This window comes from Streptomyces chartreusis NRRL 3882 (assembly GCF_900236475.1).
Taxonomy (GTDB): domain Bacteria; phylum Actinomycetota; class Actinomycetes; order Streptomycetales; family Streptomycetaceae; genus Streptomyces; species Streptomyces chartreusis_D.
Window position 1 is genome coordinate 4,913,930 of sequence record NZ_LT963352.1, and the last position, 14,721, is coordinate 4,928,650.

17 protein-coding genes are annotated in these 14,721 nt (G+C 70.4%); 7 read left to right on the plus strand and 10 right to left on the minus strand.

Translation table 11 applies throughout. From position 1 onward, the window contains the following. Nucleotide 1: 1 nt before the first annotated feature. The 6 genes from SCNRRL3882_RS22210 to SCNRRL3882_RS22235 form a co-directional block, all read right to left on the minus strand. The gene (locus tag SCNRRL3882_RS22210; RefSeq protein ID WP_010036127.1) at nucleotides 2–442 is read right to left on the minus strand and encodes a nuclear transport factor 2 family protein; all 441 of its coding nucleotides are present in this window, start codon (nucleotides 440–442) and stop codon (nucleotides 2–4) included. A gap of 132 nt (nucleotides 443–574) precedes the next feature. Beyond that, nucleotides 575–1,195, minus strand: coding sequence for a DinB family protein (locus SCNRRL3882_RS22215; RefSeq protein WP_029180914.1), 621 nt, complete (start codon nucleotides 1,193–1,195; stop codon nucleotides 575–577). 89 nt (nucleotides 1,196–1,284) lie between these two features. After that, entirely contained in the window at nucleotides 1,285–2,379 is a 1,095-nt protein-coding gene (locus tag SCNRRL3882_RS22220; protein ID WP_010036123.1) for an ABC transporter permease, read from the minus strand. Continuing rightward, complete coding sequence (locus tag SCNRRL3882_RS22225) at nucleotides 2,376–3,308, minus strand: ABC transporter ATP-binding protein (RefSeq protein ID WP_010036120.1); 933 nt, start codon at nucleotides 3,306–3,308, stop codon at nucleotides 2,376–2,378. Before SCNRRL3882_RS22225 ends, SCNRRL3882_RS22220 begins: the two co-directional genes overlap by 4 nt. Before the next feature lie 4 nt (nucleotides 3,309–3,312). Continuing rightward, nucleotides 3,313–3,750 carry a GntR family transcriptional regulator gene (locus tag SCNRRL3882_RS22230; RefSeq protein ID WP_010036110.1) on the minus strand — a complete coding sequence of 146 codons (438 nt, stop codon included), beginning with the start codon at nucleotides 3,748–3,750 and terminating at the stop codon, nucleotides 3,313–3,315. 184 nt (nucleotides 3,751–3,934) lie between these two features. After that, a complete protein-coding gene (locus tag SCNRRL3882_RS22235; protein ID WP_010036108.1) occupies nucleotides 3,935–4,696 on the minus strand; it encodes a phosphoglyceromutase in 762 nt (253 codons plus the stop codon). Between the two features lie 158 nt (nucleotides 4,697–4,854). Here SCNRRL3882_RS22235 and SCNRRL3882_RS22240 point away from each other — a divergent pair, with 158 nt between their 5' ends. Continuing rightward, nucleotides 4,855–6,189: an MFS transporter gene (locus SCNRRL3882_RS22240; RefSeq protein WP_010036105.1), complete on the plus strand. Its 1,335-nt coding sequence runs from the start codon at nucleotides 4,855–4,857 to the stop codon at nucleotides 6,187–6,189. Nucleotides 6,190–6,214: 25 nt separating this feature from the next. On the opposite strand, the gene SCNRRL3882_RS22245 is transcribed toward SCNRRL3882_RS22240, so the two are convergent. The 3 genes from SCNRRL3882_RS22245 to phoU all read right to left on the minus strand — a co-directional run bounded on the left by SCNRRL3882_RS22245 (nucleotide 6,215) and on the right by phoU (nucleotide 7,659). Next, the gene (locus SCNRRL3882_RS22245) at nucleotides 6,215–6,466 is read right to left on the minus strand and encodes an SCO4226 family nickel-binding protein (RefSeq protein WP_010036098.1); all 252 of its coding nucleotides are present in this window, start codon (nucleotides 6,464–6,466) and stop codon (nucleotides 6,215–6,217) included. 152 nt (nucleotides 6,467–6,618) lie between these two features. Beyond that, entirely contained in the window at nucleotides 6,619–6,774 is a 156-nt protein-coding gene (locus SCNRRL3882_RS41150) for a hypothetical protein (RefSeq protein WP_173937275.1), read from the minus strand. Nucleotides 6,775–6,957: 183 nt separating this feature from the next. After that, on the minus strand, nucleotides 6,958–7,659 hold the full coding sequence (phoU, locus tag SCNRRL3882_RS22255) for a phosphate signaling complex protein PhoU (protein WP_010036094.1): 702 nt from the start codon (nucleotides 7,657–7,659) through the stop codon (nucleotides 6,958–6,960). Nucleotides 7,660–7,904: 245 nt separating this feature from the next. On the opposite strand from phoU, the gene SCNRRL3882_RS22260 reads away from it, so the two are divergent. Then, nucleotides 7,905–9,197, plus strand: coding sequence for a sensor histidine kinase (locus SCNRRL3882_RS22260; RefSeq protein ID WP_010036092.1), 1,293 nt, complete (start codon nucleotides 7,905–7,907; stop codon nucleotides 9,195–9,197). After that, the gene (locus SCNRRL3882_RS22265) at nucleotides 9,194–9,874 is read left to right on the plus strand and encodes a response regulator transcription factor (protein WP_004929857.1); all 681 of its coding nucleotides are present in this window, start codon (nucleotides 9,194–9,196) and stop codon (nucleotides 9,872–9,874) included. The genes SCNRRL3882_RS22260 and SCNRRL3882_RS22265 overlap by 4 nt, the downstream gene beginning before the upstream one ends. A gap of 84 nt (nucleotides 9,875–9,958) precedes the next feature. Here the strand turns inward: SCNRRL3882_RS22265 and SCNRRL3882_RS22270 are convergent, their stop codons facing one another. Then, nucleotides 9,959–10,645, minus strand: a complete 687-nt coding sequence (locus SCNRRL3882_RS22270; protein ID WP_010036091.1) for a hypothetical protein — start codon at nucleotides 10,643–10,645, stop codon at nucleotides 9,959–9,961. 582 nt (nucleotides 10,646–11,227) lie between these two features. On the opposite strand from SCNRRL3882_RS22270, the gene SCNRRL3882_RS22280 reads away from it, so the two are divergent. The 4 genes from SCNRRL3882_RS22280 (at nucleotide 11,228) to cysS (ending at nucleotide 14,696) form a co-directional block, all read left to right on the plus strand. After that, nucleotides 11,228–11,710, plus strand: a complete 483-nt coding sequence (locus SCNRRL3882_RS22280) for a CarD family transcriptional regulator (RefSeq protein WP_003953493.1) — start codon at nucleotides 11,228–11,230, stop codon at nucleotides 11,708–11,710. Between the two features lie 285 nt (nucleotides 11,711–11,995). Then, the gene (gene ispD / locus SCNRRL3882_RS22285; protein ID WP_010036041.1) at nucleotides 11,996–12,760 is read left to right on the plus strand and encodes a 2-C-methyl-D-erythritol 4-phosphate cytidylyltransferase; all 765 of its coding nucleotides are present in this window, start codon (nucleotides 11,996–11,998) and stop codon (nucleotides 12,758–12,760) included. Next, nucleotides 12,750–13,253 carry a 2-C-methyl-D-erythritol 2,4-cyclodiphosphate synthase gene (ispF, locus tag SCNRRL3882_RS22290; protein WP_029180911.1) on the plus strand — a complete coding sequence of 168 codons (504 nt, stop codon included), beginning with the start codon at nucleotides 12,750–12,752 and terminating at the stop codon, nucleotides 13,251–13,253. Before ispD ends, ispF begins: the two co-directional genes overlap by 11 nt. A 45-nt stretch (nucleotides 13,254–13,298) precedes the next feature. Further along, a complete protein-coding gene (gene cysS, locus SCNRRL3882_RS22295) occupies nucleotides 13,299–14,696 on the plus strand; it encodes a cysteine--tRNA ligase (RefSeq protein WP_010036036.1) in 1,398 nt (465 codons plus the stop codon). Nucleotides 14,697–14,721 lie beyond the last annotated feature (25 nt).

A 14,721-nucleotide genomic window follows, 5' to 3' on the forward strand; every position in this document is an offset into this window, starting at 1 on the left:
CTCACGGAGTGCAGGCCTCGGCGATGGACAGGCTGTTCTCGTACAGGTGGTGCCGGGTGATCCGGCCGTCCTCGACGGTGAGGCGCAGCGCGAACGGCCCTTCGAACGACTTCCCCGTCGCCCGTACGGTCCCCGACACGTGCCCCGTGAGCACGGCGTCGGTGCCGTCGACGAGGAAGGCGTCGAGGGAGGCCCGGGCGTCCTCGGGCACGGTGTGCTCCATCAACTCCGTGAACTGCGCTGCGCATTCGGCGGCGGTGGACCGGGGCCGGATCCACGGGACACCCGGGTTCTCGGCGAGCACCCAGTCGACCTCGTCGGCGAACAGCTCGACGAGCCGCTCGGTGTCCCCGGCGAGCCGCGCGGTGAGGAACGCCTGCACGACGGCGCGGGTGGACTCGGCGACGGAAGCCGGCTTCACCGGGCTGGAGTTGACGGACATGGCACTCTCCTCGCGACTACGGCCGGACTCCGGACGGTTTTCGTGGGAACGTGACCGATCCTGCCGGTGATGGGAAGACAGGTCGATTACCCGGGGGGTAATGAGCGACAGCCGGGACGGGGCACGGGATCGTCATTGCCCGACGCGGCCGTCGATCAGCTCGCGCAGCAGGTCGGCGTGGCCGCAGTGCCGCGCGTACTCCCCGATCTGCGCCACCAGGACGTCGCGGAGCTGGACCTGCCCACCGGGTTCGGCCCCGAGGTCGGAGTACCCGGCGTTCGGGGTGGCGAGGTCGGTGACACCGGCCAGATACCGGTCGGTGAGCTCCACCTCGGTCCGCCACCGCCGCCACGCCTCGGCCACGACCGCCGGGTCCGCGACCGCGCCGTTGAAGTCACCGTCCCGGTCCTCGTCGGTGCGGTACAGCTTCGGCGCGTCCTCCCCGGCCATCACCCGCCGGAAGTGCCGCTCCTCCTCGGCCAGATGCCGCACCAGCCCGAGCAGCGACATGCTGGACGGCGGCGCGGACCGCCGGGCCATCTGCTCCGCGTCCAGCCCCGCGCACTTCATCTCCAGGGTGAGGCGATAGTGCCGCAGGTTCTCCAGCAACGCCCCACGCTCATCGACGACCTCGACCTCGCTCTCGCGCGGGTCGTCGTCCGGATCCACCCACATATCGGGATAGACGGTCGCCCGCGTCCACCGAGTCGCCGCTGCTGCCGCTCGTTCACTGACGTGCTCATGCGAGACCATGCGGGGATGGTGACGGCACGGGACGGGTTTGGCCACCGAATATCGGGAGCCGCAGGGGGGCGCCCCCCTGCGGGGGAGCGAACGACTACTCAGACGAGCCGCTTACGACCCCAGAAGAAGAGGAACGCCACGACGCCGGCGGTCAGGGCGAACAGAATCGACGCCCCGAACCACTGCATACCGCTCATCTGCGACATGGGGATGTAATCCATCGACGCGCCGACGATGTCCGCCTTCTTCATGCACAGCTCAATCCCCTGCTCCGCCGGCGCATCCGCACACGTGTTCAAGTCGACCAGCTTTCCGCTGCCGGTGAGGTACGAGGTGTCGGCCAGGTACGCGGTGCGGGGCACCTCCGGAAAGGTGATCACGGTGCCGGGGCTGACCGGCTTGCTGGTGACCGTGACGATGTTGCCGAGCGAGATCGCGAAGTGGCCCCAGACCATCTGGAGGGCGACGGTGAAACCGAGGGTCACGACCATGGCCACCAGCGTGCGGCGCAGCACCACACCGATCAGCACCCCGCCGGACACGGAGAGGAGGGTGAGGGCGACGGGCACCGGGCCCGTGGTGTTGAAGAAGTCACTGGAGGTCCAGTCGATGCCGGTGTTCTCGGACTTGATGGGGCTCCACCACCAGGCGAACACAGCCGACAACGTGACCGTGCTCACCGTGACCACCAGCCCGGCCAGCCCCAGCTTCGTGGCGAGCCAGCGGTTGCGGCTCACGGACTGGGCGGCGATCAGCTTGGCCGTGCCGTTCTCCAGGTCGCCCGCGAGCAGTGGGGCGCCGATGAGGACACCGAGTATGACGGGGATCGCCGTGAGACCGGTGGTGACGGAGTGGAACGCGTCGACGTACGGCTGGAATTCCCGCTCCGCATCGTCGAGGTTCTTGGCAGGAAAGCCGTAGCCGTCCAGGAAGTCCATCATCTGGCCGCGCTGGTAGACGATCCAGGCCACGCAGAGCACGGTGGCGGCGATGATGGTCCAGAACGCGGCCCGGTGCTGGTGCCAGACCAGCCAGGTCATACCGCTGAGGCGGGGGCGCCGGGTGGCCTCGGTGGTGGTCGCGCTCCTGGCCCCGTGCCCGGGTCCGGTCTTGGTTGCGTTCATTGTCCCGTTCATCGTCCGGTTCGTTGTCCCGTCCTTGCCGTCGGTCGAGGGGCTGGTGAAGGTGCTCATGCCGCCACCGTCCCGGTGCCGAACGCCTGGCCCTGGACCTGGGCGGTGGGGGTGATCAGCGGTGGTGCCTCGGGGGAGCGGAGATAGGCGAGCAGGAGTTCCTCCATGCTCGGGGCGGCCACCTCCCAGGGGCCGGTGACCGGGCCCTCCGGGCGGATGAGCGCGGTGAACTGCCGTCCGCTGGTCCGGGACTCGACGAGGGTGTGGTACCCGAGGCCGGCGGGCAGACCCTCGCCCTCCCTGACCCCGGTGACCACGGCGTGCACGGTCATCAGCTCGTCCACGTCACCGGCGAGGCGCACTCCGCCGCCGGAGACGACGACGAGGAAGTCGCACACGTTGTCCAGTTCGGCGAGGACGTGGGTGGACATCAGCACGGTGGTGCCGCGCTCACCGGCCTCGGCGAGGAGGGTGCCCATGAGTTCGTGGCGCACGACCGGGTCGAGGTCCGACATCGGCTCGTCGAGCAGTAGCAGGTCGGGGCGCTTGCCGAAGGCGAGGGCGACGGCGACGCGGGTGCGCTGGCCGCCGGAGAGGGTGCCGATCTTCGCGTCGAAGGGCACGTTGCCCGCGCGGACGATGTCCTCGGCGGCGCGCTGGTCCCAGCCGGGGTTCAGCTCCCGCCCCAGCCGCAGGGTCTCCGCCACGGTGAAGCGACGGAACAGCGGCTTGTCCTGCGCGAGGAAGGCCGTACGCCGACCGGACTCCACCGAGCCCGGCGCCTCTCCGAACAGACTGAGCGAGCCCTGCGTCGGCTTCAGGACATGGGCCGCGATGTTCAGCAGCGTGGTCTTGCCCGCCCCGTTGGGGCCGACCAGCCCGCAGATGCTGCCCGCCGGGAGCCGGAAGGTGCAGTCCCGCAGCGCCCAGCCCCGCCGGTAGCGCATCCCCAGTCCGTGCGCCTCGAGCGCCGGCTCCCCCGCGTACATGACGTCACTCACCTGTGCTCCTGGTTGTCGTGGCCCCCATGACCGCCGTGGTCCCCGGGGCGAACTGCTTCTCCAGCGCCGACGCGACCAGTGCGGCCACGTCCTCCTGCTCCAGACCGGCCCCGGCCGCCTTCGACATCCACGCCACCAGCTCCCCGTACAGCGGCGAGTCGGTGCCCGTCTCGGGCCGGCCCAGCGTGCGGCGTACGAAGGTGCCCTGGCCCGGTCGCGGTTCGACCAGTCCCTCGCGCTCCAGCTCGCGGTACGCCTTGAGGGTGGTGTTCGGGTTGACCGCGCTCGTCTCGGCGACGTCCTTGGCGGTGGGCAGCCGGTCGCCCGGCACGAGTACGCCCAGCCGCAGGGCCTGCTTGGTCTGCTGCACGATCTGCTGGAAGGCGGGGACCCCGCTCCGCCTGTCGATGCGGTACTCCACGGCCACCACTCCCTTCCATCATCATTCCACTACTTGATTAGTGGAGTGATGATGGAAGGGAGTGACGGCAGTTGTCAACGGGGTCCGGGAACGGGCGGCGCGCTCTGTGCGAGTGCTGGATCCCGAAACGGCTGCAAACGCAAGAGGCCCCCCACCGCGACAAGGTCGCAGGTGGGGGGCCTCTTGGCGCTGCTTACTTCTTCTTGCCCTGGTTCTTGACCGCCTCGATGGCCGCCGCGGCCGCCTCCGGGTCGAGGTACGTCCCGCCCGGGTTCACCGGCTTGAAGTCCGCGTCGAGTTCGTAGGACAGCGGGATGCCCGTCGGGATGTTGAGGCCCGCGATGTCCGCGTCGGAGATGCCGTCCAGGTGCTTGACCAGGGCGCGCAGGCTGTTGCCGTGGGCGGCGACCAGGACCGTGCGGCCGGTCAGCAGGTCGGGGACGATCGAGTCGAACCAGTACGGGAGCATGCGGTTGACGACGTCCTTGAGGCACTCCGTCTGCGGGCGCAGCTCCGGCGGGAGGGTCGCGTAGCGCGGGTCGGAGAACTGGGAGTACTCGGCGTCACGGTCCAGCGCCGGCGGCGGGGTGTCGTAGGAGCGGCGCCACAGCATGAACTGCTCCTCGCCGAACTCGGCGAGCGTCTGGGCCTTGTCCTTGCCCTGGAGGGCGCCGTAGTGGCGCTCGTTCAGGCGCCAGCTGCGGTGGACCGGGATCCAGAGGCGGTCGGCGGACTCCAGGGCGAGCTGCGCGGTGCGGATGGCGCGCTTCTGGAGCGACGTGTGCACGACGTCGGGGAGCAGGCCGGCGTCCTTCAGCAGCTCGCCGCCGCGCGTCGCCTCCTTCTCGCCCTTCGCGGTCAGGTTGACGTCCACCCAGCCGGTGAACAGGTTCTTCTCGTTCCACTCGCTCTCGCCGTGGCGGAGGAGGATCAGCTTGTACGGTGCGTCGGCCATGCCTCAGAGCGTAATCCACGCATTCGCCCGTTCGCGTGGCTGCCCGGCAGGCGGACGTTTGACGGGTTCTGTTAATTGAGTGGCCTCCGTCAACCGACGCTTTGTAATTTGTGACCCCTAAGCGCGCCGCTTACATCCTTGCGCCCTGGGGGGAGCCCATGTCGTCCATGCCGTACGCCGTGCGGGCCGGACGTGCCGTCCGGGAGACCGTCTCCGGCATGCCCCGCGAGTTCTGGTGGCTGTGGACCAGCACCCTCGTCAACCGGCTCGGCGCCTTCGTCGCGACGTTCATGGCGCTGTACCTGACGCTCGACCGCGGCTACTCCGCCACCTACGCCGGTCTGGTCGCCGCCCTGCACGGGCTCGGCGGGGTGATCTCCTCACTGGGCGGCGGCGTGATGACCGACCGGCTGGGGCGGCGGCCGACACTGCTGATCGCGCAGGCCTCGACCGCCCTGTCCGTCGCGCTGCTGGGATTCGTGCGCGATCCGGTCGCGATCGCCGGCGTCGCGTTCCTCGTCGGCATGGCCAGCAACGCGTCCCGGCCCGCGGTGCAGGCGATGATGGCGGACATCGTCCGGCCCGAGGACCGTATCCGCGCCTTCTCCCTCAACTACTGGGCCATCAACCTCGGCTTCGCCATCTCCTCCATGGCCGCCGGGTTCATCGCCGAGGTGAGCTATCTCGCCGGGTTCCTGATCGAGGCGGGGATGACGATGGTCTGCGCGATCGTCGTCTTCCTGAAGCTGCCGGAGTCCAGGCCCGCCGAGACGGTGAAGACGCCCGCCGATACGGCGAAGACGCCCGCCGCCTCCGACGGCTCCGTCAGCCTCCGGACCGTACTGCGCGACCGGCGCTTCATGAGCGTCGTCGGGCTGTCCTTCCTCGTCGCGGTGATCTTCCAGCAGGGGTCGGTGGGCCTGCCGGTGGCGATGGGCGAGGCCGGGTTCACGCCCGCCGAGTACGGCATGGCGATCGCCGTGAACGGCGTCCTGATCGTCGTACTCCAGATCCCGGTCACCCGGTTCATCGAGCACCGCGACCCCCGCCGCCTGCTCATCGTCTCGTCCGTCCTCGCGGGGTACGGCTTCGGACTCACCGCCTTCGCCGGGTCGGTCGGCGTCATCGCCCTCACGGTGTGCGTGTGGACGCTGGCCGAGATCGTCAACGCCCCCACGCAGACCGGCCTGGTCGTCCGGCTCTCCCCGCTCCACGGGCGCGGGCGCTACCAGGGGATGTACACCATGTCCTGGTCCGTCGCCGCGCTCGTCGCCCCGCTGATGTCCGGGTTCGTCATCGACCGGTTCGGGGCGGAGTGGCTGTGGGGAATGTGCGCGGTGGTGGGGACCCTGGCCGGGCTGGGGTACGGGGCGTTGATGAGGCGGCTGCCGGAGGAGGAGCAGCCGGTCGAACCCGATCCGGCTGCTCCCGCTGAGCCGGCTGCTCCCGCTGAGTCGGCCGGGCCTGCTGCCGGGGCCCTCAGAGCTCCCTGAGACCGGCCGACCGCACTGCTTCACCTCACTGGACGGTCAACGGCACCGGGTGGATCTCGTCGGCCTTGTGTCCCGCGCGTTCGTGGATGCGCTGGACCGCTTCCGCGGAGGGCGCTTCGGAGAGGCAGTACACCAAGCCGGACTCCGGGTCCGCCCAGGCCCTCTCGAAGTGCACCTTCTCGTCCCCTTCTATGGCGAGGTCCGCGTTGTGGGCCTCGCGCAGTTGCTCTTCCGTGATGCCCTTCATGCTGTGGTGGACATCCATGAACTTGGCCATGACGTCGCGCCTCCTTCCAGGTACCCGGCGGTACGCCGATACGGCGGACGTACTTCCATGGTCCGCCCGTACGGGCTCGGAGGCGAGCACAACGCCGCAGGGCCCCGGCGGCGAACCACCGAAGCCCTGCTGGTCGTACGAAGGTGCCGGCGTCAGCCGCACTGGCAGGGGCTGCCCGACTGGCATCCGCAGCCGCAGCCCGAGCCGCAGCCGCACGCGGCGACCAGGGGCAGGTTCCTGATCTGGGCGGGCTGCTCGGTCTCGCGCTCCTGCGTGGGGTCGGGCGTGGTACTGGGGGATTCGGCCATGGGTCCCTCCTCGAGGCTGGTGCCTGTGCCCATTGGATGCCCGCTCCGCTGGGCGCATCAACGGCGCACAGAGGCGCCCACGCGCCCCAGCCGATCCCCGCCCGGCCCTTTCACGCCCTGGCGGGACCGCCCTCAGGACAGGCGGGGCGGGCAGGGCCCCGCAGGGCCCCGCCGCACCGGACGTCAGGCGCTCTCCGCCCCCGTCACCGCCTGGATCTCCGGCTGCCCGTCCGTCTGGAGCTCGTCCGCGTGCTCACCCGTCACCAGGTACACCACCCGCTTGGCGACCGAGACCGCGTGGTCGGCGAACCGCTCGTAGTAGCGGCCGAGCAGCGTCACGTCCACGGCCGTCTCGATGCCGTGCTTCCAGCGGTCGTCCATCAGGTGCTGGAAGAGGGTGCGGTGCAGCAGGTCCATCTCGTCGTCGTCCTGCTCCAGCTGGAGCGCCAGGTCGACGTCCTTGGTGATGATCACCTCGGCGGCCTTGGCCATCAGGCGCTGGGCGAGCTGGCCCATCTCCAGGATGGTGGCGTGCAGGTCGCTCGGGACCGCGCGGTCCGGGTAGCGCAGGCGCGCGAGCTTCGCCACGTGCTGGGCGAGGTCGCCCGACCGCTCCAGGTCGGCCGACATGCGCAGCGACGTGACGACGATGCGCAGGTCCGTCGCCACCGGCTGCTGCCGCGCCAGCAGGGCTATGGCCCGGGCCTCCAGGTCGTGCTGGAGCTCGTCGACCTTCTGGTCGGCCTCGATGACGTTCTCGGCCAGCTTCAGGTCGGAGTCGAGCATGGCGGTGGTGGCGCGCCCGATCGCCGAGCCGACCAGCCGGGCCATCTCCACCAGACCGTCGCCGATCGAGTCCAGTTCCTCGTGGTACGCGTCCCGCATCAGGCTTCCCTCTCGTGCGTCTGTGTCGGGGGTTCAAGGGCCGGGGCCCACCGAACAACCGGCGGTACGACCGTCGTACAACCAACGGTCCGAACCCCACGCTCCCACGTTCCGGCCCGTACGCGTCCGTTTCCGTCATCCCAAATGAACCAATACTGGCTCCAAGGTGAACTCTGGGCGACGAGTGTTCGAGCTCGCTGCCCGACGGCTGTGGCCCGTGCCCGAGCCATGCCTAACCTGGGGGCATGGACGTGAACGCGGCGGTCGCCGCAGCGGCAGCGATCGCCGGGGTGCTCACCGGCGTGATCGCCATGCTGGCGTTCCGCTGGAGTGAGCGTGAGCAGAAGCGCCCCACCCGGACCTCCCTGCACACGGACCCGGTGCTGCCACCGGGCGTGGACACCGTCCTGTCGGTCCTCAGGTCCTCCGCCGTCGTGCTCGACGAGGCGGACGCGGTGGTCAAGGCCAGCTCGGCGGCGTACGCCCTCGGCCTGGTCCGCGGTGGCAAGCTCGCTGTCGAGCCGATGCTCCAGATGGCCCGGGACACCCGGCGCGACGGGGAGATACGCCAGGTCGAGCTGGACCTGCCGCGGCGCGGCACCGGACGCGGGGAGGCCCTGGCCGTCTCCGCGCGGGTCGCGCCGCTCGGCTCCCGGCTGGTGCTGCTGCTCGTGGAGGACCTCACCGAGGCCCGCCGGATCGAGGCGGTGCGGCGCGACTTCGTCGCCAACGTGAGCCATGAGCTGAAGACGCCCGTCGGCGCCCTCTCCCTGCTGTCCGAGGCCGTCATGGACGCCTCCGACGACCCCGAGGCCGTCGAGCGGTTCGCCGGGCGCATGCAGATCGAGGCCACCCGGCTCACCAGCCTGGTGCAGGAGCTCATCGACCTGTCGCGGGTGCAGAACGACGACCCGCTGGAGGACGCCGAGCCGGTCCGCGTCGACGAGCTCGTCGCCGAGGCCATCGACCGCTGCCGGCACCAGGCCGGCACCAAGCAGATCACCATGGCCGCCGGCGGCACCGCCGACCTGGCCGTGTGGGGCAACCGCGGCCAGCTCGCCGCGGCCCTCGGCAACCTCGTCGAGAACGCCGTCAACTACTCGCCCGCCCGCACCCGCGTCGGCATAGCGGCCCGCAGGGTGAACGCCCCCGGCGGGGAGCACATCGAGATCGCCGTCACCGACCAGGGCATCGGCATCTCCGACAAGGACAAGGAGCGCATCTTCGAGCGCTTCTACCGCGTCGACCCGGCCCGCTCCCGTGCCACCGGCGGCACGGGACTCGGGCTGGCGATCGTGAAGCACGTGGCCGCCTCGCACGGCGGGGAGGTCACGGTGTGGAGCGCCGAAGGCCAGGGCTCCACCTTCACCCTGCGGCTGCCGGAGGCCGGTGCGGCCCGCGACCGCGCACATCAGCAGCCCGCCCGATCAGAACGCGCAGGAGGCGCGGGCCTCGACGAAGAGGCCGGGCGGTCCACCCCCACATCCCCCGAATCAACCGCGTACGAAACGCTTCCCGCCCCGGAGGTCCTTCCGTGACCCGAGTGCTCGTCGTCGAGGACGAGGAGTCCTTCTCCGACGCCCTGTCGTACATGCTCCGCAAGGAGGGCTTCGAGGTCGCCGTCGCGACCACCGGGCCCGACGGACTCGACGAGTTCGAGCGCAACGGCGCCGACCTCGTCCTCCTCGACCTGATGCTGCCCGGTCTGCCGGGCACCGAGGTCTGCCGCCAGCTGCGCGGCCGCTCCAACGTCCCCGTCATCATGGTGACCGCCAAGGACAGCGAGATCGACAAGGTCGTCGGCCTGGAGATAGGAGCCGACGATTACGTCACCAAGCCGTTCTCCTCGCGCGAGCTCGTCGCGCGCATCCGGGCCGTGCTGCGCCGCAGAGGCGAGCCCGAGGAGGTCACCCCGGCCGCGCTGGAGGCCGGCCCGGTCCGCATGGACGTCGACCGGCACGTGGTCACCGTCGGCGGCACCAAGGTCGACCTGCCGCTGAAGGAGTTCGACCTGCTGGAGATGCTGCTGCGCAACGCCGGCCGCGTGCTCACGCGCATGCAGCTCATCGACCGCGTCTGGGGCGCCGACTACGTCGGTGACACCAAGACCCTGGACGTCCACGTCAAGCGCCTGCGCGCCAAGATCGAGCCGGACCCGGGCGCCCCGCGCTACCTGGTGACGGTCCGCGGCCTGGGCTACAAGTTCGAGCCGTAAGCCGGCGCAGGCACCACGAAGGGCGGGACCTCTCCTCGGAGAGGTCCCGCCCTTTCGCTACGACTGTTCGCTGTTCCGCGGGGCTCAGTGCCCGGCGCCGGCCGTCGCGCTCGCGGAGGCCGCGTCGGTCGGCGTGGCCGACGACTCGTGGCCGCCCGGCGTCTCGCCCGCGGCGGGGCTCTCGGTGCCGGCCGGTGAACCCGAGGGGCTGCCCGACGGCGAACCGGACGGGGACGCCGAGGCGCCCGGCGCGGCCGGCACCTCGGTCGGGCCCCACTCGGCGAAGTAGTGCTTCGCGGGGACGACGAACGCGCGCAGGCTCACGTCGCCCGTCTTGCTGAAGGTGAAGGTGACCTTCTGGGCGTTGCCGTCCTGGACGGCCTCGCGGCTGCTCGGCACGATGGCGGTGGCGTTGTCCTTGCCGCCCAGGACCAGCGAGCCGTGGGCCGGGATGCTCAGGCTGCCGCCCTTGGCGGGCTTCAGCTCGACCTGCTTGCCGGTGCCCGGCAGGGTGATGGACTCCAGCGTCTCGGCGGTGCTGCCGGAGTTGAAGAAGGTGGCGGAGATCGCGGCCGGGCCGGTCGACTCGAGGTCGGGCTGCGTGATCACGATCGCGTTCTGGACCTTGATGTTGCCGACGCTCGTCGCCGCGTTGTCCGGCTTGATCTCGAGGGTCTGCGCGTTGTTGCCGGCGCCGCACGCGGCGAGCGAGGCGACGGAGAACGCGATGGCGGCCGCGGCGAGGACGCCGCGTCGAAGGCTGCTGCTCACGGCGGCGGCAACTCCTTGACTCGAGCGGAGCGGCCGATAAAGCCGCCCTAAGTGTCTGTCAGCAGGCCACAGGTTACCGAGCCGTTCCCGCCCGGCCGCACCCGACCCCCCGGCACCTGTGGTCCCACAGGAGTCACAACTGACACCTGGGGCACATTGGCCGGGTGTTCGTCCGGCATTCACATAAGAGCCTCGGGCGGCAGCGCGAATTTTCCGTGAAGGAATGCGCGGGTGACCTCGGAATTGATCACCGACGGCACGCCCGGACGCCCGGTGATCAATTCCGGATTCGACCGGAACCCGGCTCGGGCCACCGAACGGAGTAGCGGAAGTCGATCATACGGAACCGGACATATGGGACTGTTCGGCCGCTTGGAGGAGGCTCCGGATGTGTGTAACGTACGCGTTTCGCTCGGCCCGGAGAGCGGCTCCGACCTGCGAATACCTTCTTCCATCCCCTGTCCGAAGCACGTTCCTGTTGGACTTGTCAAGCCCCGAGATATGCCCTGACCTGCGAAAACGCCATTCAGAACCCGCGGTTTCCGTGTTACCCTGGATAGCCACGGAAGGGGTACCTGTCACATGACGTTCAAGGTTGGCGACACCGTGGTCTATCCCCATCACGGGGCCGCGCTGATCGAGGCTATCGAAACTCGCCAGATCAAAGGCGTGGACAAGACCTACTTGGTGCTGAAGGTCGCCCAGGGTGACCTGACAGTGCGTGTGCCAGCGGACAATGCGGAGTTCGTCGGCGTGCGTGATGTGGTCGGTCAGGACGGGCTGGACCGGGTCTTCGAGGTGCTGCGCGCGCCGTACGCCGAGGAGCCCACGAACTGGTCCCGTCGTTACAAGGCAAACCTGGAGAAGCTCGCCTCGGGCGATGTCATCAAGGTCGCGGAAGTGGTGCGTGACCTGTGGCGTCGTGAGCGTGAGCGCGGACTCTCCGCCGGTGAGAAGCGCATGCTCGCCAAGGCCCGCCAGATCCTGGTGAGCGAGCTCGCCCTCGCGGAGAACACCAACGAGGACAAGGCCGAGGCCCTGCTCGACGAGGTTCTCGCCTCCTGAGGCGAAGCCGGTCGCTCAGCACTCTGCTGATCAACTCTGCACATCGAAATGCCGCGGTGCCCGATGACGATTCTCTGTCGCCGGGCGCTGCGGCATGTTCGTACTCGGATGCCCAATGCGCCGTCACCGCCGGATGTGTTATCACTCACGATCCGGTGCTTGGCGTGCCGGGCCCGGGCAGCCGGCTCGACCAGCGTCACGGAAGGGTCCGGTCGAGCGCGTCGCGCCCGGCACTCCTCCAGGCCATACCCACGCCAGGGCAACACACAAACCTGACAGGAACCGATGTCTGACGATTCCCGCCCCACGCCGTCGGCCGCCCCCTCGGCAGCCCGTACGGCGGCCGTGATCCCGGCCGCCGGCCGTGGTGTCCGGCTCGGCCCGGGCGCCCCCAAGGCGCTCCGCGCGCTGGGCGGCACTCCCATGCTCATCCACGCGGTCCGCGCGATGGCCGCCTCCCGCGCCGTTTCGCTGGTCGTCGTCGTGGCCCCGCCCGACGGTGCCGCCGAGGTCAAGTCGCTGCTCGACGCGCACGCGCTGCCCGAGCGGACCGACTTCCTCGTCGTACCGGGCGGACGGACCCGCCAGGAGTCCGTGAGGCTCGGCCTGGACGCGCTGCCGCCCGGCCACGACATCGTGCTGGTGCACGACGCGGCCCGGCCGCTGGTGCCGGTGGACACGGTCGACGCCGTGATCGAGGCCGTCCGCGAGGGCGCCCCGGCCGTGGTCCCGGCGCTGCCGCTCGCCGACACCGTCAAGCAGGTCGAGCCCGCCCAGGCCCCCGGCGAGCCGGAGCCGGTGGTCGCCACGCCGGAGCGCGCGCGGCTGCGGGCGGTGCAGACACCGCAGGGCTTCGACCGGGCGACGCTGGTACGGGCGCACGAGACGGTCACCGGGGACGTCACCGACGACGCCGGCATGGTCGAGCAGCTCGGCCTCACGGTCGTGGCGGTGCCCGGCCACGAGGAGGCGTTCAAGGTCACCCGGCCCCTGGACCTGGTGCTCGCGGAGGCGGTCCTGGCCCGCAGGAGGCTCAACGATGGCTTCTGACGCGATGCCCGGGATGCCGCTGCCCCAGGTCGGCATCGGCACCGACATCCACGCCTTCGAGGAGGGGCGCGAACTGTGGTGCGCCGGCCTGAAGTGGGAGGGCGAGGGGCCGGGCCTGGCCGGCCACTCGGACGCGGACGTCGTCGCGCACGCCGCGTGCAACGCGCTGTTCTCGGCGGCCGGCCTCGGCGACCTGGGACAGCACTTCGGCACGGGCCGCCCCGAGTGGTCCGGCGCGTCGGGCGTCACGCTGCTGACGGAGGCGGCCCGGATCGTCCGCGAGGCCGGGTTCCGCATCGGCAACATCGCCGTACAGGTGGTGGGCCCGAGGCCGAAGATCGGCAAACGGCGGGACGAAGCGCAGAAGCTCCTGTCGGAGGCGGCGGGAGCACCGGTGTCGGTGTCGGGGGCGACGACGGACGGCCTGGGCTTCCCCGGGCGCGGCGAGGGCCTCATGGCGGTGGCGACGGCGCTGGTCGTGCGAGTCGGGTGAACGACACTGCCCCACACACCCCCCACGGCCTACTACCCTGGTCCCGTGACTATTCGCCTGTACGACACCAGCGCCCGGCAGATCCGTGACTTCTCCCCGCTCAAGCCGGGTTGTGTCTCGATCTACCTGTGCGGTGCCACCGTGCAGGCCGCACCCCACATCGGGCACATCCGGTCGGGTCTGAACTTCGACATCATGCGCCGCTGGTTCGCGTACCGCGGCTACGAGGTGACGTTCATCCGCAACGTCACGGACATCGACGACAAGATCATCGCCAAGTCGGCCGACCAGAACCGCCCCTGGTGGGCCATCGGCTACGAGAACGAGCGCGCGTTCAACGACGGCTACCACGCCCTCGGCTGCCTGCCGCCGACCTACGAGCCGCGGGCCACGGGCCACGTGACCGAGATGGTCGAGATGATGCGCGGCCTCATCGAGCGCGGGCACGCCTACGAGGCCGACGGCAACGTCTACTTCGACGTGCGCTCCTTCCCGGAGTACCTGGCGCTGTCCAACCAGGAGCTGGACAACCTCCAGCAGCCGTCCGGCGCCGGCGAGACCGGCAAGCGCGACCCGCGGGACTTCGCCATGTGGAAGGCGGCGAAGCCGGGGGAGCCCAGCTGGGAGACACCTTGGGGCCGCGGCCGCCCGGGCTGGCACCTGGAGTGCTCGGCGATGGCGCACAGGTACCTCGGCACCGCCTTCGACATCCACGGCGGCGGCCTCGACCTGGTCTTCCCGCACCACGAGAACGAGATCGCCCAGGCCAAGGCCTACGGCGACGACTTCGCCCAGTACTGGGTGCACAACGCCTGGGTCACCATGAGCGGCGAGAAGATGTCCAAGTCGCTCGGCAACTCGGTCCTGGTCAGCGAGATGGTCAAGCGCTGGCGCCCCATCGTGCTGCGCTACTACCTCGGCACCCCGCACTACCGCTCGATGATCGAGTACAGCGAGGAGGCGCTGCGCGAGGCCGAGTCGGCGTTCGCGCGGATCGAGGGCTTCGTGCAGCGCGTGGTGGAGAAGGCCGGTGCCGTCGAGCCGGCCGCCGAGGTGCCGCTGGCCTTCGCCGAGGCGATGGACGACGACCTGGGCGTGCCGCAGGCGCTCGCCGTGGTGCACACCACGGTCCGGCAGGGCAACAGCGCGCTGGCCGCCGACGACAAGGAAGCCGCGGTGGCCCGGCTCGCCGAGGTCCGTGCCATGCTCGGCGTCCTCGGGCTGGACCCGCTCGACCCCCACTCGGCCGGGGAGAGCGACCGAGGCGAAGACCTGCACGGCGTGGTCGACACGCTCGTCCGCATGGTCCTCGACCAGCGCGAGGCCGCCCGGGCCCGCAAGGACTGGCCCACCGCGGACGCCATCCGGGACCAGCTGAGCCAGTCCGGTCTGGTCATCGAGGACAGCCCGCAGGGACCGCGCTGGAGCCTCGGACCGCGCTGACCCGATCGCGATCCGGAAGATCGAT